This window comes from Methylococcus sp. EFPC2 (genome assembly GCF_016925495.1).
Taxonomy (GTDB): domain Bacteria; phylum Pseudomonadota; class Gammaproteobacteria; order Methylococcales; family Methylococcaceae; genus EFPC2.
The window spans coordinates 4122248-4144663 of the sequence record NZ_CP070491.1 but is presented as its reverse complement, the minus strand read 5'-3'; the positions used below and the strand labels follow the sequence as shown (position 1 = coordinate 4144663).

The 22416-nt window shown below is 62.4% G+C and carries 22 protein-coding genes; 10 read left to right on the top strand and 12 right to left on the bottom strand.

Annotated elements, in window-relative coordinates:
* Positions 1-112: 112 nt before the first annotated feature.
* Both JWZ97_RS17790 and JWZ97_RS17785 read left to right on the top strand, forming a co-directional pair.
* Positions 113-958 (top strand): VPLPA-CTERM sorting domain-containing protein, encoded by an 846-nt coding sequence (locus tag JWZ97_RS17790; protein WP_205431911.1) that lies wholly within the window; start codon positions 113-115, stop codon positions 956-958.
* A gap of 230 nt (positions 959-1188) precedes the next feature.
* Complete coding sequence (locus JWZ97_RS17785) at positions 1189-3327, top strand: cytochrome-c peroxidase (protein ID WP_240342389.1); 2139 nt, start codon at positions 1189-1191, stop codon at positions 3325-3327.
* A gap of 65 nt (positions 3328-3392) precedes the next feature.
* On the opposite strand, the gene JWZ97_RS17780 is transcribed toward JWZ97_RS17785, so the two are convergent.
* The 5 genes from JWZ97_RS17780 to dapA all read right to left on the bottom strand — a co-directional run bounded on the left by JWZ97_RS17780 (position 3393) and on the right by dapA (position 10881).
* Positions 3393-4667 (bottom strand): PepSY domain-containing protein, encoded by a 1275-nt coding sequence (locus tag JWZ97_RS17780; RefSeq protein WP_205431907.1) that lies wholly within the window; start codon positions 4665-4667, stop codon positions 3393-3395.
* A 101-nt stretch (positions 4668-4768) separates the two neighbouring features.
* Positions 4769-5215, bottom strand: coding sequence for an Hsp20/alpha crystallin family protein (locus JWZ97_RS17775; RefSeq protein ID WP_205431905.1), 447 nt, complete (start codon positions 5213-5215; stop codon positions 4769-4771).
* Positions 5216-5323: 108 nt separating this feature from the next.
* Positions 5324-9199, bottom strand: coding sequence for a phosphoribosylformylglycinamidine synthase (gene purL, locus JWZ97_RS17770; RefSeq protein ID WP_371822629.1), 3876 nt, complete (start codon positions 9197-9199; stop codon positions 5324-5326).
* Between the two features lie 66 nt (positions 9200-9265).
* Positions 9266-10000, bottom strand: a complete 735-nt coding sequence (gene bamC / locus JWZ97_RS17765) for an outer membrane protein assembly factor BamC (protein ID WP_205431901.1) — start codon at positions 9998-10000, stop codon at positions 9266-9268.
* Positions 9997-10881, bottom strand: a complete 885-nt coding sequence (gene dapA, locus JWZ97_RS17760) for a 4-hydroxy-tetrahydrodipicolinate synthase (protein WP_205431900.1) — start codon at positions 10879-10881, stop codon at positions 9997-9999. The genes bamC and dapA overlap by 4 nt, the downstream gene beginning before the upstream one ends.
* A gap of 145 nt (positions 10882-11026) precedes the next feature.
* Here dapA and JWZ97_RS17755 point away from each other — a divergent pair, with 145 nt between their 5' ends.
* From JWZ97_RS17755 to JWZ97_RS17720, 8 genes are all read left to right on the top strand, one after another.
* On the top strand, positions 11027-11554 hold the full coding sequence (locus tag JWZ97_RS17755) for a glycine cleavage system protein R (protein WP_205431899.1): 528 nt from the start codon (positions 11027-11029) through the stop codon (positions 11552-11554).
* Between the two features lie 17 nt (positions 11555-11571).
* Complete coding sequence (locus tag JWZ97_RS17750) at positions 11572-12036, top strand: peroxiredoxin (RefSeq protein WP_205431895.1); 465 nt, start codon at positions 11572-11574, stop codon at positions 12034-12036.
* A gap of 183 nt (positions 12037-12219) precedes the next feature.
* Positions 12220-13635, top strand: coding sequence for a PhoH family protein (locus JWZ97_RS17745; protein WP_205431893.1), 1416 nt, complete (start codon positions 12220-12222; stop codon positions 13633-13635).
* A gap of 91 nt (positions 13636-13726) precedes the next feature.
* Entirely contained in the window at positions 13727-13936 is a 210-nt protein-coding gene (locus JWZ97_RS17740) for a hypothetical protein (protein WP_205431885.1), read from the top strand.
* 99 nt (positions 13937-14035) lie between these two features.
* The gene (locus JWZ97_RS17735; protein ID WP_205431884.1) at positions 14036-14797 is read left to right on the top strand and encodes a Cthe_2314 family HEPN domain-containing protein; all 762 of its coding nucleotides are present in this window, start codon (positions 14036-14038) and stop codon (positions 14795-14797) included.
* Between the two features lie 245 nt (positions 14798-15042).
* Positions 15043-15183: a PhnA domain-containing protein gene (locus tag JWZ97_RS20400; protein ID WP_371822537.1), complete on the top strand. Its 141-nt coding sequence runs from the start codon at positions 15043-15045 to the stop codon at positions 15181-15183.
* A 126-nt stretch (positions 15184-15309) separates the two neighbouring features.
* The gene (locus JWZ97_RS17725) at positions 15310-15525 is read left to right on the top strand and encodes a hypothetical protein (protein WP_205431882.1); all 216 of its coding nucleotides are present in this window, start codon (positions 15310-15312) and stop codon (positions 15523-15525) included.
* Positions 15526-15623: 98 nt separating this feature from the next.
* The gene (locus JWZ97_RS17720; protein WP_205431881.1) at positions 15624-16577 is read left to right on the top strand and encodes a hypothetical protein; all 954 of its coding nucleotides are present in this window, start codon (positions 15624-15626) and stop codon (positions 16575-16577) included.
* Between the two features lie 102 nt (positions 16578-16679).
* Here the strand turns inward: JWZ97_RS17720 and JWZ97_RS17715 are convergent, their stop codons facing one another.
* The 7 genes from JWZ97_RS17715 to JWZ97_RS17685 all read right to left on the bottom strand — a co-directional run bounded on the left by JWZ97_RS17715 (position 16680) and on the right by JWZ97_RS17685 (position 22388).
* Positions 16680-17033 (bottom strand): hypothetical protein, encoded by a 354-nt coding sequence (locus tag JWZ97_RS17715; protein WP_205431880.1) that lies wholly within the window; start codon positions 17031-17033, stop codon positions 16680-16682.
* Positions 17034-17550: 517 nt separating this feature from the next.
* Positions 17551-18291: a hypothetical protein gene (locus tag JWZ97_RS17710; RefSeq protein WP_205431879.1), complete on the bottom strand. Its 741-nt coding sequence runs from the start codon at positions 18289-18291 to the stop codon at positions 17551-17553.
* A 185-nt stretch (positions 18292-18476) separates the two neighbouring features.
* Entirely contained in the window at positions 18477-18980 is a 504-nt protein-coding gene (locus JWZ97_RS17705; RefSeq protein ID WP_205431878.1) for a response regulator transcription factor, read from the bottom strand.
* A gap of 77 nt (positions 18981-19057) precedes the next feature.
* A complete protein-coding gene (locus JWZ97_RS17700; RefSeq protein WP_205431877.1) occupies positions 19058-20062 on the bottom strand; it encodes a DUF4438 domain-containing protein in 1005 nt (334 codons plus the stop codon).
* On the bottom strand, positions 20059-20907 hold the full coding sequence (locus tag JWZ97_RS17695; RefSeq protein WP_205431876.1) for a hypothetical protein: 849 nt from the start codon (positions 20905-20907) through the stop codon (positions 20059-20061). Before JWZ97_RS17695 ends, JWZ97_RS17700 begins: the two co-directional genes overlap by 4 nt.
* A 110-nt stretch (positions 20908-21017) precedes the next feature.
* Positions 21018-21554 carry a hypothetical protein gene (locus JWZ97_RS17690; RefSeq protein ID WP_205431875.1) on the bottom strand — a complete coding sequence of 179 codons (537 nt, stop codon included), beginning with the start codon at positions 21552-21554 and terminating at the stop codon, positions 21018-21020.
* A gap of 99 nt (positions 21555-21653) precedes the next feature.
* Complete coding sequence (locus JWZ97_RS17685) at positions 21654-22388, bottom strand: poly-gamma-glutamate hydrolase family protein (protein ID WP_205431873.1); 735 nt, start codon at positions 22386-22388, stop codon at positions 21654-21656.
* Positions 22389-22416 lie beyond the last annotated feature (28 nt).

The window sequence follows — 22416 nt, the reverse complement described above, 5'->3', positions numbered from 1 at the left end:
CGTCGTCGGGCATGTTCTGAATCCGACTGTCGCGCAAAAAACCAGCGACCAGCCGGCGCCCTCTCAACCCTGTGTAACGCCGCCAGGCGTTTTGTACTAGGAGCCTTAACGCATGAATAGCAAGCTTCAACTGACCGTCCGATTCCTACTTGCCGGCGCAGCACTGGCCGCGCTCAGCAGCGGAGCCCACGCGGCCGGCGCGGTCACGGCGCCCTCCGCGGCGCTCTGGACAGGCAGCGACAATATCCTCGGCGCCAACGAGACCATCACCTCCACGAGTATCGGACTGGCCGACACCTCCGGCGGCCGGGCCGGCTGGACCGGCAACGCCCTGTTGAACTATTCCGCCTGGGGCCATGCCGTCAAATGGCTCAGCTTTCAGGTCACGGGCGCCAATCAGACTGTGACGATTTCCGATGCGGTAACGTCCGGCGCACGCGACCTCGCCTTCACGGTCTGGGCCTCCAACGGCGCCTTCGACGGCGGCACGGGCGTCGGCGAGGAGAGTCTAAGCACGCAATCGCCGCATAGCTCCAACGTGGTGAGCCAACTGGGCGCCAACGGCACCAAGTGGGCGTCCGATCCTTCCGTGGTGGCCGGCGGCGGCGGCAACCTACTGGAGACCCTGGCCTACGTCAACGCCGGCGGGTCCTATGGCAGCGGCGAAACCGACTGGGGCGAAACGGTCAACTCCGGCGTCAATCAGGTCGGCGGCAACACCTATTTCTCCGGCGTCTCCGGCAGCGCGAGCGCCGCTCTCGTCCAGCTGACCTTCCAGAACCTCGCACCCGGCTGGTACACCGTCGCCGCCGGTGGCGCCAACAACGCCATCACCGGGCTTGCCAGCCACCAGCTTTCCGTCAGCGCGGTGCCGATACCGGCCGCGGTTTATCTGTTGGGCAGCGCCCTGGCCGGCCTGGGCATCGTCGGCCGCCGCCGGCAAGATAAAACGGCCTAAACGCCTGAGCGGAGCCGGAGTGCCCGCCAGCTAAGGATACAAGCGGCACGCCACACGGATGTGCCCCCCGTGCCTCTGCTTTCCACAGGAAATGCAGAGGCATTTTTGTTTGTGCATGCCGACCCTGTGATGCGATGAAAACTAGAAAAATGAACTCGTGGAGTCCCGCCATGTTGCCCAGGTTTGTACACCGATACGCTTTTGTCCTTCTCGTGCTGGCAAACGGGACGATGCCCGCCCTGGCAGGCGGATTCGGCCCGCTACCCATCAGCCTGAAGAACGTCCCGACTCCCGCGGTTCCGGGCCTGCTGGACGGCCCCGATCCCATCGTGGTGGACAAGAAAACAGCCGTCGCGCTCGGCAAGGCGCTGTTTTGGGATACCGCCGTCGGCAGCGACGGCATCGCATGCGCCAGTTGCCACTTCCATGCCGGAGCCGACGCCCGGACCAAGAACCAGTTGGCGCCAGGCGGAAAATCCACCGCCGCCTCCGCCCTAAGCTTCGAGACTACCGTCAGCGGCGGCCTCGGCGGCCCGAATTACCGTTTGAAAAAATCCGACTTCCCGTTTTTTCAACGGGCCAACACCTTCGATACCACATCGCCCATCGTGTTCCAGAGCGATGATGTCGTGTCGTCCGCCGGCACCTTCAGCGGAAGCTTTTCTTCCGTCCCTACGGACGGCAGCGCCGCCGACGTATGCGGCCGGGCGGCGGACGCGGTGTTCCACGTCGGCACGACCGGAACGCGCAAGGTCGCGCCGCGCAACGCCCCGACGGTCATCAATGCGGCCTTCAACCACCGCAACTTTTGGGACGGCCGGGCCAACAACGTGTTCAACGGCAGCAGTCCCTGGGGCGACCGCGATCCCGACGCCGGCGTCTGGGTCAAACTCGATAAAACGACGGTGCAGAAACAGCGTTTGCGTCTGATCAACGCCTCGCTCGCCTCGGTTGCGGTCGCGCCGCCCTTGAACGATACGGAAATGAGTTGCCGGCAACGCAGCTTCAAGGATCTGGCCCGCAAACTGCTGGATCGCAGGCCGCTGGAAAATCAGAAAGTGCACCCGCGCGACAGCGTACTGGGCCCATTGAGCTTCAGCGTATTCGGTGCGACCGGCGCAGCCCTGCCCGGACTCGACACCAGCTATCGCATGCTGATCATGGAGGCTTTTAACCGGAAATACTGGTCTTATGCCAAGCGCGACGTATTCGGCCAACCCAGCGCAGCCGGCCAGCCGGCCTACAGCCAGATGGAGGCCAATTTCACCCTGTTTTTCGGCCTGGCCATCCAGTTGTACGAGTCCACCCTGATCTCGGACGACTCCCCTTTCGACCGCAGCGCCCGCAACGCGGACGGCCTGCCCATCGATCTCACGGCGGCGGAATTGCGCGGGCTGGATCAATTCCGCAACGATCATTGCGCCTTATGCCATGTCGGGCCGACGTTCAGCGCGGCCACCGTGGCCACCAACGCGCAACTGGCGAAGACGCACCCCGAGGCTTACGGCAACGAAGCGTTCAGGATCGTGACCTCGAACAATGTCGTCAACCGCTTCCTCAGCAATGCCGGCTCCACCCTGAGCGACACCGGTTTCACCTCGACCGGCGTCACGCCGGCCGAAGCCGATATCGGCCTGGGCGACGTGGACGCCTTCGGCCACCCGCTGTCGTTCAGTCTCCAGTATCTGCAGTACCTGGCGGGCAATGGCGCCGGCGTTTACGACGCCCCGGTCGCGGCCGTCAGGCCCTGCGACTTTCAGCTCCCCTTCGCCCTGAACATCGACGGCCCGACGGCGAAGATGTTCACCCGCGCGGAGGGCATCCTGCCGCAGGCACCAGGCACGGAAGGATGCGCCACGCCGTCCTGGGGCTACCAGCCGACCCAGGCCGCGGCCCGGGCCGAACTCGCCAAGACGACCAGTGCCAGAACGCTGGCCGTGATGAGCGGCGCGTTCAAGATACCCGGCCTGAGGAACGTGGAACTGACCGGGCCCTATATGCACAACGGCGGCATGGCGACCCTGGATCAGGTCGTGGAGTTCTATGCGCGGGGCGGGAATGTCGAGACGGCCGGCAAAAATTTCGGCTTCGTGGTCGGTTCGGGCGAGATGGCCACTTCGGCGGAGCGCCGCGCCGACCTGATCGCCTTCTTGAAGACCCTGACCGACGACCGGGTACGCTACGAACGCGCGCCTTTCGATCATCCGGAAATCAAGGTTCCGCACGGCCACGTTGGCGACAACGTGTCGGTGGCGCCAGGACATGAATTGTCCGAGCAGTTGGGCCAGGACGAATTCCTGACCATAGACGCCGTGGGCGCGGAAGGCAGAAACGCCCCGATCTTGCCGTTCGACCAAGGCTTGCAGTAGGGACTCGGCGGTGGCGCGGCTGTCCGCTTAGGGACCGCGGCCGTAGCGGACGAATCGCGCCACGGTCATCCCCGCCGGATGTCGGCCAACAGCCGGAGCAGACGCCGCCAGCCCGCCAGCAGATGGGGATAAGCGCGCAAACCCAGGTTCCGGACGGCGTGCAGCAACGCCAGCCCGCGCGTCCCCCAGCGCCGGAAGTCCACCGCCGCATCGCGCAGCACTCCGCGTCCGATCAGCCAGTAGACCAGGCCGCTGAGATACAGGGTCAGGGGCAGCAAACCGACGACGAACCAAAGCAAGCGTCCCGCGCCGCCCAAGGCCTCGCCGGTATGCAGGGGCCAGATGCGGCTGAGCCAGCGCTCGCCTTCGCTGAACATGCGCGGATTTTGCGCCTCGCGGATCTGCCCGCTCCAGCGGTCGACCCAGATCCAGGTGGCGGGATGACGGCTGTAAGGCTCCTCGCGCTGCAGCAGTTCGATCCGGTAGGTGCCGGCCGCGCCGTCCGGTTCGGTGACCCGGCGCACTTCGCCGCGGGGAAACAAGCCCCGCGCCAGAAGAACGGCCTCCTGCATTTTGACCGGATTGTCGTTCTGAGCCGCCGTGCTGCGCACGGTCCTGATGTCTTCGCCATGACCCATGGCGCTGGCGCCCAGGAAACCTTCCATCAATCCCGGAAAAACCAGATGGAACCCGGTCAGCGCGAGCAGCAGCAGGAACAGACTGCCCAGCACGCCCAGCAAGCGATGGAGATCGACCAGCATGCGGCGCAGCCCTCCGTCGTGGCGCACCGCAAAGGCCCGGCTCAGGCCGGCGACCCCCGGCCACCACAGCACCAGGCCGCTGACGACCGATACGCTCAACACCAGACCCAGCACACCGATCAAGTTGGCGCCGAAACCGCCCATATGCATTTCGGCGTGCAGGCGGTAAACCCAGGTCACGGCGGTTTCGCCCCAGAAACGGCCGGCGACGACCTCGGCCGTGTAAGGATTGACCGCAACCATCAGCGGCGCGTAATAGGCTTCGCGCGTCTCCTTGGGCCGTTCGTACCAGGCGGTGATCATGCCGTCCGGGCGACGTGGCAACTCCAGGGTCCAGGGTCCCAGCCGGCCGGGCTGGGCCGCCTTCACCGCCGCCAGGATGCGGTCCAGCGGCAGGGGCTCACGCGGCGTTGCGCTCAATGTGAGGCGTGGATTCAGGAGCGCGTCCAGCCCATCGCCATAAACCAGCAGGCTGCCCGACAAACCGATGAGGGAATAGAAAAAACCCACGCCCAGGGCTAGCCAGAGGTGGAGCTTCAGCCAGGTGGAACGTGCGCGTATCAGGGTCAAAGCGTGCATGGGGACTTAGATCGATCCAAAACGAGGAAGAGGGGCCTGCGCCCCTCTCCGTTAGCGTACGACTCGCACGCCTGACATCCAGGCAGGCCTGGTGGGTGGAATCAGGACTCGCCCACCACCACGATCTTCTTGGGTTGGCGCGCGGTTTTCTTGGGGATGACGATTTCCAGCACGCCGTTGGTGTAACGGGCGGCGATGCCTTCCGCGTCGGCCGTATCGGGCAGGGAGAAGCGGCGATAAAAGCTGCCGTAGACCCGCTCGATGCGCTTGTATCCCTCGCGGTTGGCGCGGGCTTCGGTGACCCGTTCGCCTCTCAGGGTAAGGATGCCGTTTTCCATCGTCACATCGATGGCATCCGGGCTCACGCCGGGCAGGTCGGCCAGCAAGCGATAACAATCGATTTCTTCCTTGATGTCCACCGCCGGGGTCCATTCCGCGGTGGCCGCGCTGCTGTGGGGCTCCGGTCCGCCATGACCGGACTCGCCGGAACGCTCCAGTTCACGTTGCAACAGATTGAGCAGGCTCAGAGGTTCGTATCGGGTGGTCATAGCGATCTCCGGTCGGTTAAAGGAAATGCGTGTCCTATATGGATGACCCGGGGGAGGTTTTCAAGCCTCCAGCGCCGTCCGTTGGATGGGCACGCCTGCGCCTTAAGCCTAGCCCACCCAGGCCCGCGCGTTGCGGAACATGCGCATCCACGGCCCGTATTCGCCCCATTCGGCCGAACGCCAGGAGTTCTGCACGCTACGGAAACAACGCTCCGGATGCGGCATCATGATGGTGAATCGGCCATCCTCGTTGGTCAGCGCGGTGATGCCCAGCGGCGATCCGTTGGGGTTGTACGGGAAGGTCTCGGTCGGCTTGCCGTAGTGATCGACATAGCGCAAAGCTGCCTGCCGGCGCTCGACCGCCTGGGCCGGATCGGCGCGGAAATCCGCCCGGCCCTCGCCGTGCGCGACGACCACCGGCAGAACCGAACCTGCCATGCCGGCGAAGAACAGCGAGGGCGATTCGAGCACCTCGACCAGGACCACGCGGGCTTCAAACTGTTCCGACGTGTTGCGGGCGAAATGCGGCCACAGGCCCGCCCCCGGCACCAGTTCGCGCAAATGGGCCATCATCTGGCAGCCGTTGCAGACGCCCAGGCCGAAGCTGTCGGAGCGCGAGAAGAACGCGGCGAACTCGTCGTACAAATGCTCGTTGAACAGGATGGACTTGGCCCAACCGCCGCCCGCCCCCAGCACGTCGCCGAAGGAAAAGCCGCCGCAGGCGGCCAGCCCCTTGAAATCGGCGAGGCTGACCGTACCGACCACCAGGTCGTTCATGTGCACGTCGACGCTGGCGAAACCGGCGCGTTCGAAGGCCGCCGCCATTTCGACATGGCCGTTGACGCCCTGTTCACGCAGGATGGCCACGCGCGGGCGCGACAGATTCAGGAAAGGCGCCGCCACGTCTTCGTTGAGATCGAAAGTCAGACGACTGTAGCGACCGGGATCGAGATCGTCGGCCACCGCGTCATGTTCGCTGCGCGCGCACTCCGGATGATCGCGCAGCGCCTGCATGCGGTAGCTGGTTTCCGACCACAGGCTCTGCAGAGCGCTTCGCGCCTCCTGGTACCAGACGCCGCCCTGCCGGGTCACCACGATGCGGCGGTCGGCGCGCGGCGCGCCGACGACATGGACGGCACCCTCCAGACCGGCCTGTTTCAGCCTTTCCAGCACCTCGGCGAGCTTGTCCTCGGCGACCTGGATCAGCGCGCCCAATTCCTCGTTGAACAGCGCCGCGTAAGGGTCGTCGCCCAGCCCGTCCAGGCTGAGCTCCACACCGCTGCGGGCGGCGAAGGCCATCTCGCACAGGGTGGCCCACAGACCGCCGTCGGAGCGATCGTGGTAGGCCAGCAGCAAGCCGTCCGCATTGAGCGACTGGATAGCCGCGAAAAACGCCTTGAGGCGGACGGGATCATCCAGGTCGGGAGCCCGGTTGCCAATCTGCCCGTAGACCTGGGCCAGCACCGAACCGCCCAGACGGTTGCGTCCGAACCCGAGATCGATCAGCACCAGGCGGCTCGGGCCGGCATTCAGCTTCAGCTCCGGTGTGAGGGTCCGGCGCACGTCCAGCACCGGGGCGAAGGCCGTGACGATGAGCGAAAGCGGCGAGGTCATGTTATTTTCGCGCTCCCCCTCCCTCCATACGGTCTTCATGGACAGCGAATCCTTGCCGACGGGGATGGCGATGCCCAGATCCGGACACAATTCCAGGCCGACCGCCTTGACGGTGTCGTACAGCCGCGCGTCTTCGCCGGGCGCGCCGGCGGCCGCCATCCAGTTGGCCGAAAGCTTGACGTCGCCCAGTCGTCCAATACGCGCCGCAGCCAGGTTGGTCAGCGCCTCGGCGATGGCCATGCGGCCGGAGGCCGGGGCGTCGATCACGGCCAGGGGCGTCCGCTCGCCCATGGCCATGGCCTCGCCGGTATAGGCGTGGAAACCCGACGCCGTGACGCCGACGTCGGCGACCGGTACCTGCCAGGGGCCGACCATCTGGTCGCGGGCCACCAGGCCGCCCACCGAGCGGTCGCCGATGTGGATCAAAAAGCTCTTGTCCGCCACGGCGGGGAAAGCCAGCACCCGGCGCGCGGCATCGGCGATCTCGACGGTGCGCAGGTCCAGCTCGGGCAGGCTGGGAGCAACGCGCCGCACGTCGCGGGCCATCTTGGGCGGCTTGCCGAACAGCAGGGACATCGGGATGTTGATGGGCCGGTTGCCGAACACTTCGTCGCTGAGGATAAGTTGCTCCTCGTCGGTGGCATGGCCAAGCACCGCGTAAGGACAACGCTCGCGCCGGCAAAACTCATCGAACAACGCGACCGATTCGGGCGCGATGGCCAGCACATAGCGTTCCTGGGCTTCGTTGCACCAGATTTGCAGGGGCGACATGCTCGGCTCGTCGTTCGGCACCCGGCGCAATTCGAAGCGGCCGCCACGGCCCGCATCGTGGATGATTTCCGGCACCGCGTTGGAAAGCCCGCCGGCACCGACGTCGTGTATGGAGACGATGGGATTGGCCGTACCCAGGGCTACGCAGCGGTTGATGACCTCCTGCGCGCGCCGCTGCATCTCGGGATTCTCGCGCTGGACGGAAGCGAAATCGAGCGACTCGGCGCTCTCGCCGGACGCTTGCGACGACGCGGCGCCGCCGCCCAGGCCGATGAGCATGGCCGGCCCGCCCAGCACCACGATGGCGGAGCCGGCCGGTATGCCCTCCTTGGCCGTATGCATGGGCCGGATCTGGCCCATGCCGCCGGCGATCATGATGGGTTTGTGGTAACCCCACAGCCCTTCGCCTTGCGGGTCGCGCTGCTCGAAGGTGCGGAAATAGCCGGCGATGTTGGGCCGGCCGAACTCGTTGTTGAAGGCCGCGCCGCCGACCGGACCTTCCAGCATGATGTCCAGCGCCGAGGCGATGCGGCCGGGCTTGCCGTGATCGCTTTCCCACGGCTGGACATAACCCGGGATGCGCAGATCGGACACCGTGAAGCCGGTCAATCCGGCCTTGGTCCACGATCCCCGCCCGGTCGCGCCTTCGTCGCGGATCTCGCCGCCGGACCCGGTGGCCGCGCCCGGATGTGGCGAAATAGCGGTGGGATGATTGTGGGTCTCCACCTTCATCAGGATGTGGGCGGACTCCTCCACATAGCCGTATTCCAGACTCTGCGGGTCGCGCAGAAACACTTGGGCCTTGGGCCCTTCGATGATGGAGGCATTGTCCTTGTAGGCCGAAATGATGCCGGCGGGACTCTTGCGCGCGGTGTTGCGGATCATGCCGAACAGCGATTCGGCCTGCTCCTCGCCGTCGATGCGCCAGGACGCATTGAATATCTTGTGGCGGCAATGTTCCGAGTTGGCCTGGGCGAACATCATCAATTCCACATCGGTGGGATTGCGGTTCAGCGCGGTGTAGCTTTGTTCGAGATAGTCCAGCTCGTCCTCCGACAAGGCCAGGCCTAACCCGCTGTTGGCCTTGACCAGGGCCCAGCGCCCTTCCTGCAGCAGTGGCACGTAGTCAAGCGGCGCAGGGGGCTGGTGACGGAAGATCTGATCGTGCTGGCCGCGGCCCAGCACGACCTGGGTCATGCGGTCGTGCAACAAGGCCTTGACGGCTTCGCGCCTGGAATGGCTGAGCTCGACCTCGGTCCTCAGGCAATACTCGATCCCGCGCTCGATGCGCAGCACGGCATCCAGGCCGCAATGCCGGGCGATGTCGGTCGCCTTGCTGGACCAGGGCGAGAGGGTGCCGAGCCGGGGCACGACCAGGAAATATTCCCCGCCGAAGGCGCAGGGTTCGGCCTTGGCGCCGTAATCGAGCAGGGGCTCCAGCACGGCCAGCTCGGGCGGGGCCAGTTCGCGCGAGGTTTCGACGAAATGCACGAAGCTGGCATGCAGTTCGGCGATACCGGGCTCGACGCCCCTGAGTTCGCCCAGCAGTTTTTCCAGGCGGAATGAGGAGAGGGCGCGCGCGCCGCTTAACTTGAAGATCATGGTGCCCCGCTGGCTATGACTATGGGACCGGGTATCGTCCGCCTCCGCTGCGCTTGGCGCCGGTTATTCGCCTTTGTCCTTGCGTCCTTCGGCTTCGCTTTCCGGCTGGTCCAGGGTCCGAAGCGTTTCGTTCAGCCGCTGCAGCAACTCGTAGCCGGGACCCTCGGATACCGACTTGCCCGAAGCGTCGAGCACGAAGACATTGGTGACGTCGCCGGCCTCCTCCAGCTTCACGTGATATTCGCTGGCCTTTTCTTCGTTGGAGAACATCGACTTGAGGTCCTGCCACAAACTGCTGTCGCCTTCCTTGGGCTTGGGCGAAGTGCCGCCGTAATAGACGTAAAACACGCCGTCGGACCGGTTCTGGTCGGTCAGTTCGACCTCGAGACGCCCCAGCGCGCGGCTGACGTCGTTCCAGGTTTCCGCGTAGGGCGCCTCGACTTCGATCAGGGTGGCGTTGTCGTTGCTCTGCGCCAGGGTCGTCCTGGGCACTTCGGGCTTGGCCGCCGGTTTGCTGGCGGCCCGGCGCGAACCTGTGTTTTCTTCCGCGACCGCCGCTGACGGGGGGCTTTCCTCCTCCGCCTCACGGGAAGAGGGCCGGGGACCGCCGCCACCCTTGGTTCCTTCGAGGGTGGAGGAAGTCAGGTCCGGAGGAATTTCCAGCGCGGGTATATCGCTGCTGTAGCGGTACTGCTTCTGCTTGTCGGGAAACAGGCTTTCGAGCACGCTGCAGGCCGACAGGCTGCCGGCCAAGCCCAACAGGACCAACACGCGCAGCAAGGGTTTCGTCGCACTCATGACGCGCTCACGACTTCGGCCTGACGCATGGCGGCGCGAACCGGCTCGCGCTTGTCCTCCGACAACCAGGTCAGCGGCAAACGGATGCCCGTCCCTATCAGGCCCAATTCGGCGACGGCCCACTTGGCCGGTATCGGGTTGGATTCGATGAACAAGTCGCGATGCAGGCCGGCCAGCTTGGCGTCTATGGCCTCGGCCTTGGCGCGATCCCCGGCGCGGGCCGCGGCGATCATCTCGTGCATCAAGCGGGGCGCGACGTTCGCCGTCACCGAGATGACGCCGTGTCCGCCGCGCAGGCAGAATTCGCACGCCGTGGCGTCGTCGCCGGAATAGAGCAGAAAACCGGGTTTGGACAAGCGCAGAATTTCGGTGAGCCGATCCAGGTTGCCGGTCGCTTCCTTGATGCCGATGATGTTGGGCACCTGCGACAGGCGCGCGGCGGTTTCCGGCAACAGGTCGCAGGCCGTGCGGCCCGGGACGTTGTACAGGATCTGCGGTATCTCCACCGCTTCGGCGACCGCCTTGTGATGCAGGTACAGGCCTTCCTGGGTCGGCTTGTTGTAATAAGGCGTCACCAGCAGGCAGGCATCGGCACCGACCTCTTTCGCGCGGCGCGTCAGGCTGATGGCCTCGGTGGTCGAATTGGATCCGGTGCCCGCGATCACCGGGATGCGCCCTTTGACCTGCTCGACCACCAGGCGGATGACCTCGCAGTGCTCGTCTTCGTCGAGAGTCGCCGACTCGCCCGTGGTACCCACGGCGACGATGGCGTCCGTCCCCTGTTCGAGATGAAACTCGACCAGCCTGCGCAAACTCGCGACGTCCGGCGCGCCGTCGGCCTCCATCGGCGTCACCAGCGCGACCATGCTACCTTGTATCATGCGATGTCTATTCCAGCCTGATAAAAGCGGCATGGTAACGTGTGCCCGGCGCCCCTGACAACCGCGCGGCGCCTGGCCAGAGCGGTGGTCAAAAGTGATACACTGGCCTCTCGTTTTACCAGCCCCTTCATAAAGCAGATTCGCCATGCAGCTCGTCATCACCGCGCTCGGGGAAGACCGCCCCGACCTGATCGTGGAACTCACCCGCGCCCTCAAAGATTGTAAGTGCCACATCCTGGAAAGCCGCGTCACGGAGCTGGGCACCGAATTCGCCGCCCATCTGCTGGTGGACGGCAACTGGAACCATATCGTCAAGCTGGAGAATGCGCTGGAAGCCCTGGCCACCCGCCTGAAGCTGAAGATACACACCTTGCGCGCCAGCGAGGAGATCCCCGAACCGGACCAAGTGGTTCCCTATGCGGTGGACATCTTCGCCAGCGACCAGATCGACAACATCCATGAGTTGGCCGGGTTTTTCCTGGAACGCGGCATCAAGGTCATGGACCTGAGTACCAGCCGCTATCCCGCGCCTTACAGCGGCGCGCCGCTGTTTCTGGCGCACATGATCGTGAAGATACCCATCAGTCTCAAGATCGTCTCCTTGCGCGACGAATTCCTGGAGTTTTGCGACCACCAGAACCTCGACGCGATCCTGGAGCCGGTCAAACGCTAACCTCCTAGGAGCCCCGCATGAGCACCCCGGCACCCGACTTCTCCGCTCCGGCCACCAGCGGCAAAACCGTCAAGCTGTCCGATCTCAAGGGCCGCAACGTCATCCTCTATTTCTACCCCAAGGACAGCACCCCCGGCTGCACTACGGAAGGCCAGGACTTCCGCGACCTGGCCGGCGAGTTCGCGGCCCTGGACGCAGAGATTTACGGCATCTCGCGCGACAGTCTGAAATCGCACGAGAACTTCAAGAGCAAACAGCAACTTTCCTTCGAGCTGATCTCCGACGCCGACGAAACGCTGTGCGGACTGTTCGACGTCATCAAGCTCAAAAATATGTACGGCAAGCAGGTGCGCGGCATCGAGCGCAGCACTTTTCTGATCGACCGCGACGGCAACATCGCCAGGGAATGGCGCAAGGTCAGCGTCAAAGGCCACGCGCAAGCCGTGCTGCAAACCCTGCACGAGTTGGAGCAAGCCTCGTAGGTCGGGTTGGCGGCGCCCATCGCAAACGGCCGCTTTAGCCGCGACCCTTCCATGGCGTAACCTAAACACAAGCCGGATCGCCGGGTTACGGCCACTCATGCGTAACCCGACCTGCCACACCGCTTCCGGCGCAACGAGCCTGGATATCCACAGCAGCCCTTTCCTAATCGACGCCGGACGACCATGAGCCCCAACGACCACGAAAAGAAGCTCTTCATCCTCGACACCAACGTGCTGATGCACGACCCCTCCGCCTTGTTCCGCTTCCAGGAACACGACATCTATATCCCGATGATCGTGCTGGAAGAGCTGGACCACGCCAAGAAGGGCTTGTCTGAAGTCTCCCGCAACGCGCGCCAGGCCAGTCGATTCCTGGATGAACTGATCCAGCATGCCGATCTCGGCACCATCAGCGACGGTATCCCGCTGACCCAGATCGAATACGCCGCCCGCATCGACGAACGCAGCACCGGCCGCTTGTTCTTCCAGGTCAGCCGCATGACATCGGTGCTGCCGGAAAGCCTGCCCGGCGGCGTGGCCGACAACTCCATCCTGGCGACCGTGCTAGCCCTGGCCAAGGAATATCCGGACACCCAGGTGGTTTTGGTGTCGAAAGACATCAACATGCGCATCAAGGCCTCGGTGCTGGGCCTGCGCGCGGAGGACTACCACAGCGACCAGGTCCTGGACGACATCAACCTGCTGTACAGCGGCGCGGCCGAACTGCCGCTCGACTTCTGGGCTACCCACGGCAACAAGATGGAATCCTGGCAGGATCACCGCGGGCATACCTTTTACCGGGTGGCCGGCCCGCTGGTGCGCGAATGGCACATCAACCAGTTTCTCTACCTGCCGGACGAGTCCAACTTCGAAGCCATCGTGCGCAGCCGCGAAAACGGTGGCGCGGTCATCGAGCTCGCCCGCGATTTCCGCAACCCGCAGCACAACGTCTGGGGTATACAAGCGCGCAACCGCGAGCAGAATTTCGCCTTCAACGTGCTGATGGACCCGGAGATCGACTTCGTCACCCTGCTGGGCACCGCCGGCACCGGCAAGACCCTGCTCACCCTGGCAGCGGGACTCGCGCAGAGCGTGGACGACAAGGTCTACAAGGAAATCGTGATGACCCGCGAAACCATCCCCGTAGGCGAGGACATCGGCTTTTTGCCCGGCACCGAGGAAGAAAAGATGACCCCGTGGATGGGCGCCCTGCTCGACAACCTGGAGTTGCTCAACACCCAGGGCGAGGGCAGCGAATGGGAAAAGCAGACCACCCAAAGCCTGCTGCTGAACCGGGTCAAGGTGCGCTCGCTCAACTTCATGCGCGGACGCACCTTCCTCAACCGCTATCTGATCCTGGACGAGGCGCAAAACCTCACCTCCAAGCAGATGAAGACCCTCATCACCCGCGCCGGCCCCGGCACCAAGATCGTCTGCCTGGGCAACATCGGCCAGATCGACACGCCTTATCTCACCGCCACCACCTCCGGCCTGACCTACGTGGTCGACCGCTTCAAGAACTGGCCGCACGGCGCCCACATCACCCTGCGCCGCGGAGAGCGTTCACGGTTGGCGGATTTCGCGGCAGATAGTCTGTAGGGCGGATGCCCGTAAGGGCGATCCGCCGTATGGCGCCAGCGGTTTACCAACTGCCGAATTTCCGAAACAAACAGTGCAGGAGGACGATGCGGTGAAAAGCCCACGCAGTATCATCTGGATTGCGGCCTTGTCGCTCGCCGCCTGCTCCGGCAGGGAGCCGGAACCTCCGCAGAACGCCGAACATAAAGCGCTGTACCGGGACGTCAACGCACCGCTGGAAAAAGCCAAAGGAGTGGAACAGCTACTGGAACAGGAAGCCGAGCAACGAAAAAAGGAAGAAGAGAGGCGGTCGGAACAATAAACTCAGGAATGCGGCGAAACCGGCCGGCACAATATCCCATTTTCCCACAAGTGCTAGATTCGAATGACAACTGAGTATTCCCGAATTATTCGGGGCGCAATGATAATCGCACGCAAAGAGGGACCTCCTAACGGAAAATTCGACTTTCTGTTTTCAAACACATATCTAGCTCCATTTGTCCAACAAAAGCCAGACTACTGGGAGAAACTGCATGACATGCTCTATGGCGGCGGTCGGCTGAGAAAATTCGCTACGATAGTAGAGGACATTGTCGAGAAGTTTTCATTTCTGGCCCTTGCCCAAGATCAGATTACCGAGAGCGAATCAAGAAGAGATCGCGAGAAAAAGTTCTTTATTCACTATCATACGTACGCATACGTCTTTATGACCAAATCATTCCTTGATGCGTGTGCGGTATTTCTAAATGAGTCTTATGCGTTAGAGCAACGTGGAAGCGGAATCGCCTTGGACAAACAAAGCTTTATAAACTGCTTGGATAAGGTCAATCCTGATCTGACCAAACAGCTTCACAGTCAACGGGAATGGTTCAAATTAGTTGTTCGATATAGGAACAACTTGATTCACAAGCATGGTTTATACGTCGGCCCTATACCAACGGTCCCTGACTCACTTAAGGACCCGATTGCGGTGGACCAGTATATCTTGACGCAGCCGGCATACATCCCGAATGACCCGGACCTCCTGATCGACAATATATACAACGGCGTAGAAGGGGACTTTATAAAAGTAACTTGCTTTGTAGATGAATGGATAAATGAGGCATTTCATTTGTTCCACATAATCCTGAGCGGTTTTACCACATCGTTTGAAGTTCATGACCCCAACATTAACTCCAAATAGTACGTCACTGCGAAAAGCGGATGCCGGCAGGCTATCCGCCGGAATACTCACATGCGGCGGAACCCGATAACGCAGGTTCCGCACCATAGAGTCTGAATTTCCCATTGCCCCATAACCAAGAAGGCCCAACATGAATGGGCAAGAGAGGAAGCGGCGGAAGGCTCCGAACGGGGACATGTGGTGCGCGATGCCTATGGCACCGTACTCTACGACGGCCATACGATCACGTAATCAAGGATCTGAAGGTGAAAGGGCTCTTCGCTAGTGGTCAAGGCGGCACCAAGGGGAAGAACATCCGCCTGGTCGAAGGCGACCACGACATCGACTGCAAGATCGACGGCGTCGGCGCCATGGGTTTGAAAGCGGAATTCGTGAAAAAGGCGTAGTCTGGCATCCGCTTGCCTTCCCTCTGCCGGGGATGTCGACGAAATCCGTTGACACCGCTCCGCAGACAACCATGTTCAACCGGGTGGTCGACCCCGACGACAACCACGCAGCAAGAGGACGAACCGATGAAAAATCTACGCGAATTCGTCTGGATCACGGCTTGGGCGCTGGCTGCCTGCTCTGGAAAAGAACAGGAATCCCGGGAAATACCTCCGTCCAAAGATACGACCCTCTATGAAGAGATGGATGCACCACTGGAGAAGGCCAAGGGAGTAGAACGGCAATTGAAAAACGACGCCGAAAAACGCAGAGAGGAAGAGGAAAACCAGTTGAACCAATAAGCAAAAGGATGATATTGGAATGTAGGAACCGCATCCCACATTTCCGTCATAAATGGATAAGCGTCCGGCGTGAACTTAAACCACCACGGAGAACGTTCATGAATAAATTAAATCTCTTGTTGAGCCGATGGTTTTTAGCTCTTACGGTCCTAGGGATTAGCGCTTTTGCCGGAAATAGTCATGCGCTGACCGCGCCCTACCTTTCCAACAGCAGGATTTATGTCGATGGTGGGGTACCCACGGGCGAGATCGTCCACCAGGATCAGCAACAAGGCGCTGGAACCACTACACTCAACTACCCACCATCTTGCATCCCTCCGAATTGCGGCACGGTAATCCAGGCGGGTGGAAAGGGCGGAGAAGTCAGCGTTACGTCGAATCCTGCCGCCGGCACAATTAGCCTTTATACGCGAGCCGTTCACAACACCGGTGAGAAAGTCGGCTGGATGGTCACGCTCCCCGGCACAAATCCCTTCTATTACGAACCTCAGACATGGGGACTGGTTTCCGCCGATGGCTATATCCGATCGATTTATCAGTTGACCTCAGCAACGGGTAGCCTCGAATCGGGCACGCCGGCAACCATACACGCCCAAATCGATATCAGCGGTATTTTCGGCAGCTACCCGACTAGTTTGGCTAAAGGCGCCGTATTGATGAACCGCCTTGAAGATGCCTATTGGGCCCAGTCCGATCAAATACCCACCCTGCACTTTCTGGAGGACATGGGCATTCCGGCTTGGCGATTCACGGAAAACAGCACGAACGGAACCCCTGTCGACCTTGCCGACGGATTTGATAAAACGTTCAAGGTCGGGGACACCATCGTTCTGGAAGTGCTCTTCTCCGGCGCATCCAGCCTGCAAAACGCGGGAGACGGCCTCGTCGATACCTATGCGGACTTCGGTTCCACATTCCGCACCTCGCTCTCCACCACGACGGCAGGTGCGTCACTGCAACTCGTCCCGATACCGCCGGCGCTGTTTTCGCTCATGTCCGGATTACCGCTCCTGGGTATGATCGGCTTGCTCCGGCGCAAGATTTCGGCCTAAAGGGAAGGCGAGCAGCCCGCATTCGGCTCTTCCTCCTGACTGCAAAAAGGGCGGGCATGAATTCATGCCCGCCCCCAGACGGGATGCCATGGCTCCCGTCGCTTATTTCTTCATCAAGGCCGCTCTCAGGGCGTTGAACACCGTATTTCCCGCCACGGGGTCGTCGCTGCTGACGATCACGGCGACGATCAGCTTGTCGCCGAACTGGATGCATTCAGCCACGGCCGTGCTCTTTTCGCTCCAGGCGCGCACGGAATCCGCATCGCTGGTCAGTTGACCGACCTTTTCGGCGTTGAGTATGGTTTCGGCCTGTTTGACACATTCAGTCTGGTTCGGTGTCGCCGACTCAAAATGATCCCACCACATATTGGGTCTGGCCCACGCGGATGAGGAAGCGCTGCAAACCAGCAGTGCTGCGAGTAAGGAATAGAGACGTTTCTTGTTCAGGACGGACATGATGACTCCCCTTTACTTCAGAAGGACGACTAACTTGACCTACCCGATATCCGAGGCAGGCGCAGAGCAGTAGCCTCGTTTTGTGATGCTGGAGACCGATTCAAAGAGCCTCGTGCGGTTCATGCCATCCGCTTCGGCGCCTGCCCGACAAATGCAGCTTCGGCTGCCATTGGCTGGAGGAGATGAATCCGCTACTCCTTTGAGCGAAGAGTTCGAGCCGATGCCATCGGTCGGCACGATACTCCGCCCAGATCAGGGGGATGTCAACCAACGCATAAGGCGGATGCCGACAGGCGAGCCGCTGGAGGGATCCCATCCGGCGGAACCCGATAAAACCGGTTTCGCCCTACAGTTGCTGGCAGCAAAGTACCGCCTGGGTGAGCCGGCGGGCGCGGCTCGGATCGGCCCCGTAGCACACCACTAAGGGCCTCCAGTGCGGGGTCACTTTGCCCCCTCCGGATTACAACTCGGGAGCGGAAGAGCCTCCTCGGCAAAGAACACTAGCCCCGGCTGCCGCCTATAGAACGATGTCTTCGCCGGTGCGCGCATTCTTCTGCACAATGGGGTCCAGCCCGCAGCTTTTGAGAACTTCGGCGATCCTCTGTTGCGTGGGCCACTGACCGGTCTTGCGGATTTCATAAGCCAGTAGCATTTCAGCGCGCTCGACCTGACTGATCTGAAAGGATGTATGACCCGTCCCGTCGTAGAAAGTGATGCTCTGTCCGTTCCGCACCATGACTTCGTAGCTGATATTCGCGATGGTGAAGTCCAGGTCCGAGGCATCACCCTTGGCATCGGATGGTAGATGCGCGTACTCGAGCTGGTTGAACTGCACGGCGGACGAGGCGGTCTTGGCGGTGTGGCCTGACTGGCCGTCCTGAAGGATACCGCGCTGGATGTCGCGGTACTCATCCGCGACGGCCCCACTCCCGGTTCCCGGATGAGCCCGATGCAATGGCTTGACTTCGAGGTAAGCGAGCCCCTGCATTTCGATGATCTTCCCTTGGCCGTGCTTGCGGTCGTAATCCTCGGCGTACACATTGTACCCAACCACATGCTCCGACTCATGGCGCGTACCCGTGGTACCCAGTGTCTTGCGCTGAAAACCCGCGGACCCGTGGGTACCGATCCCGTACTTGGCCCGCCGCTTTTTGAGCAGCAACTTCATCTTTTTCCGATTCTTGTCGACTCCGCCCGAGAGCTTGAGCACGACTTCTACTTGGTCGGTGGTTTTGGTTTGTGATTTCAATCTCTTCATGATGACCTTCCCGGTAAAGTGTCCCTAGCCCGTCAGACCGCTCTCGAACGATGAAATCAAGAGCGGAAACCCGATGAGCTTCGCCGATTGCCGAGTTTGGAGCCTGCGGTCAAAGCGGCCTACTGTCAAACAATCTGCGGCTTCGAAACAACGCGTAAGGCAGATGCCTGCAGGCGAGACGGGATTCAGGAGCGCCGGATGCGGGATTCCGCAAGACCGTTCCGGCTGCAGATCAGGGAGGCGCAGCGGAAGGTCATGGCGGCACGGGATTCCACGCCCAGTTTGGCGTAGATGCGCCGCAGATAGGTCGCGACCGTCCATTCGCTGATGTGCAGCCTGTCGGCAACCTGCTTGTTGGGGCAGCCCATGGCGACCAGCGTGGCGATCTGCAGTTCGCGCGCGGTCAGCAATAACGCCAAGTTGTCGGCCCGATCGACGCGTTGCACGACGGCCAGTGTCCGGCCGCCCACTTCGAAACGGCTGATGGCGACGAACTTGGAGAGGTCGAGTGAGGGGTCCGCCGTGGCCTCCGCGATCACCCAGCACGGCTTGCCCTCGAGTTCGAACTCGCAGTACACCTCCACGCCCGTCGACTCGGGAGTATCCGCGTTAGGCCGTTGATGGTCATGGTAAACGTCCAACCGCCCCACCTTGGCTGCATCGCAGCCATCACCGAAAGGAAACCACATCTCCGTTCCCTTGGCACCGCTCCGCCGGCCGATCATAGGGTATGCGGCCGGGGCGTGAAATACGGAAATTTCGCAACTTATTGCGCCCGGACCGGAATCCGGCGCCCCTCCGCGACGCGTCGCGTCCCTTGTCCGCCCGGCCTTTCACGCCACGACAGAGGGCTGTAAGTGCGTGCCGCGGCGGGCGTCCTGACGCCGTATATCGCGGCCAGATTGGCGTTTGCGTCGTACTGCGGCTGCAACACCCGGGCCGGGCCGCTGAGCAGCGGCGCCACGCCCGGACCGTGTCCGCTCGCGGTGCTGTCGCCATGCACGATCACGCCCAGCGTGATCCAGCCTTGCCGGTAACTCGGACCGAAACTGGCGTAGGCATCCCGTATGGCGATCAAATCGCCGAAGCGCAAGCCGCCCAACTGGTAGCGCTGCCGGGTGGGCCGGTCGAACAACTGGATGTCGTAATCGCCGCGCCACACCGTGTTCTTGCCCAAACCGGAGCCCATGATGCGGGCGGGAACCAGATGGGTGACCGGAACATGCAAGCGGCCGGCGCGCTCGACGATGCCCCAGCGTTCCAGCAGGCTGGGCGCGCAATTGAACACGTCCACCTCGGGGTGATCGGGCAGGCGCAGCCCCAGGCCGCAACTGTAAACCTGTATGCGATCGCCGATATTCAGGCGTCGCAGCACGGTCGTGGGGAAGTCGGCGATCACGTGGTCGACCCCGCCGTGTTTGCCGGTCACCAAACCCCATTGCCCGGCACAGGGGCCGTTGACCACCCGGGCGCGGTTGCCGACGCAGGCATAGGTTATGAACGCCCTATTCGGCCCGTTGCGCGCGCCGACCACCTCGCGGCCGTTGTTGTGCAGCGCGACGCCGGGCTCGATGTGATCGCCCGCCAAGCCCACGCAGCGGTCGCCGATGCGGTGGTTCAGCACGATGCCGCCGGTCGCCGGCAACACCCTCGGCACGCCGTCGTTGCCGATGCGGTAGGGATTGGCGGCACCGACCGGATGGGCGATCTGCCCGGCCACGGCGACCATCACCAGTTCTTCGCGATTGATACGGGGGCCTTTGCTGCTCATAGCGGATACCAGAATCCTCGCGCCTCGCGCCAATAATCGACGGCCGGTCCCGCCGCCGGGGTTTCCGTTTCGTCCAGACCGTAATCCATGAAATCGAGCCCATCCAAGCCCGGCGCATCCACGGCACAGGCGGACGGCGCGGCGAGATGCAATACCGCCAGTCGCAGGCCGGACCATACCCATTTGCCCAGCCCCGTCTGCACCAGAACCTGCCTCAGCAAATCGCTTTCCTGTTTCTGCCAGGGATCGTCGTCCGCCACCTGGCGGCAGGCGATGCCGCCGGCATCCAGCACCCGGCAAATTGCCGGAGAAACCGGTTCGTCGTCGGCCTCCGCGGGTAGATGCGTCAACACGAAAGCCGCCGGCAGACACACCGCCAGCGCCGCCGTGTCCCGGCAGACCGCAGGCAAGGGCGCGCTCGCATCCGGCAGGCGCCGGTCGAGCGCGGCGCTGAGCGCCTCGTAACGCCAGACGATGTCCGGCTCGGTCCCATCGGGCAGAAAAGACTCCAAAGGCCCGTCGCCGATCCAGTAGCAATGCTGCCGCGACGGGTCGTTCTCCAATCGTATGCGCTCCCACTCCCGCAGCGTCTGCACGACCGCTTGCATCTTCTCCGCCCGGTTCCCGTTGCCGCCCGCAGCCATCAGTATTTCCGGGCGATCCAGGTAGTAATGCGTGTTGTCCAGGATGTGCCACAACTCCCGCGCCACCCACACTTCCAGCGCGGAACCCAGCCGGGTCAGCAAGGGCAGGCCATGCACCGACAGCGCCAGAGTCGGATCCAATATGCAGGCCCAGCGCTTGTGACTGACGTTGACCTGAAAGTCGGGTAATACGGCGGCCATATCGTTCGTAGATTCCCTCGGAGTCACGGGATGAAAGACCCGGCGTGCTCACCCATACATGTGGCGCTCGCTGGAATGCGCCTACACGGCTCACAAGCGGCCGGCTCGGCTCACCTCGCCCGTCGGCGACGCCTCCGGAACCTGCCCGGACCCGGACACATTCGGCCGGCGACACGAGCGGGCCACGCACCATCCCGGCATTGGTCCCAGCAGGCGTGGCAGACGCTCTGCCCGAACGGAATATTCCGGCGCCGTGCATTCTGCATGCACCACAGAAACGCGTCATAGCAGGGACCGGAGCTTTCCCCTTCATCGGTATCTTCCAGATAATCCGTCAGCAGATCAGCGAGATCGGCGTCGAAATCGTCCATTCGACTGCCCCCTTGCCCACGCCGGTTTCGATTGCGGTCGTCGGTAGCAGGCCGCCGCTCGGGCGCAGGCAGGACCGGTATTTCGCGCTGCACCGGTTGATGCGTGACCGGATCGGTTCCCGTGAGCGCACGGGCCGCGGAAAAAATGGTCCACCAGCGACGGAACCGCCGGGCATAGTCCGCTATGCCCTCGTCGATCCCGCTGTCTTCGGCGAAGGCAGAGAGTTCGTCGTCCAGCAGTTCGTCGATCACATCGTATTCAAATGCGCTAGCCATCTCATGCACTCCCGGCGATTGTGCAAAGCAGAAATCACCCCCGGCTCGACTCCACAGTGCCCCATAGCCCCCCTTCCTACCGCCCAGACCCGGCCTCATTTATTCGACCCGGCTCATCGCCTTACGTAGAGCCCTCGCCAGTAACCAGAATTTCGCCAGAGTCGTGTTCTTTCTCTGCGGCCGTGTGTCAGTCCCATACAGGCTTGCTCGAAAGCGCGTCCCCATCTCGAGTTGGACGCAACCACGAACCTTGGTCTTATTGGCGATGTTGCTCGCGACGTCGCCATCCAGCATCTCGTCGCTCGCGATCTGCGCAGCGATACCCTCGATGGACAATTCTTCCAACACGATGTCCCGCAGCGCGGAGTCGAGCCCCCCGATCTGAATGATTCCATCGGGCGCCTGACCCGATACTTTCGCTTGGCTATCCGTACACCCGTGCAAGCTGATGCAGCGCCGGGCGTTTTTGACGAGTTCATTGGCGATGGGCTCGTCATAATTGGAAGCCGTTACGTGTAGTCTGCGATTTCCGCACGGCAGCAAACCCTCAAATAGCCAGAAGTCGTGATGCCCATGTCCATCGACCAGGGGCAACAGGGTCGCCGGATGATAGCCGGCCGTGGCAAGGGCGAGCTCGCTGGTTCCCTTCTCGATACCGCCCCCGTGGAGGGCCAGGACGATCTTTTGCGTCTCGGCGTTGTCGGTAACCTGTTCTTCCACCATCTGGCTCCACTCGTGACGCTTCCAGCGCTTGGCATAGGTTTTACCCTCGTGATTAGCCGGGTCACCATACAGCGCGGTCATGGAGCGATAGGTATCGCGTTCGGAAGTCATCCGAGACATCTCCTCTAATTCATGAGCT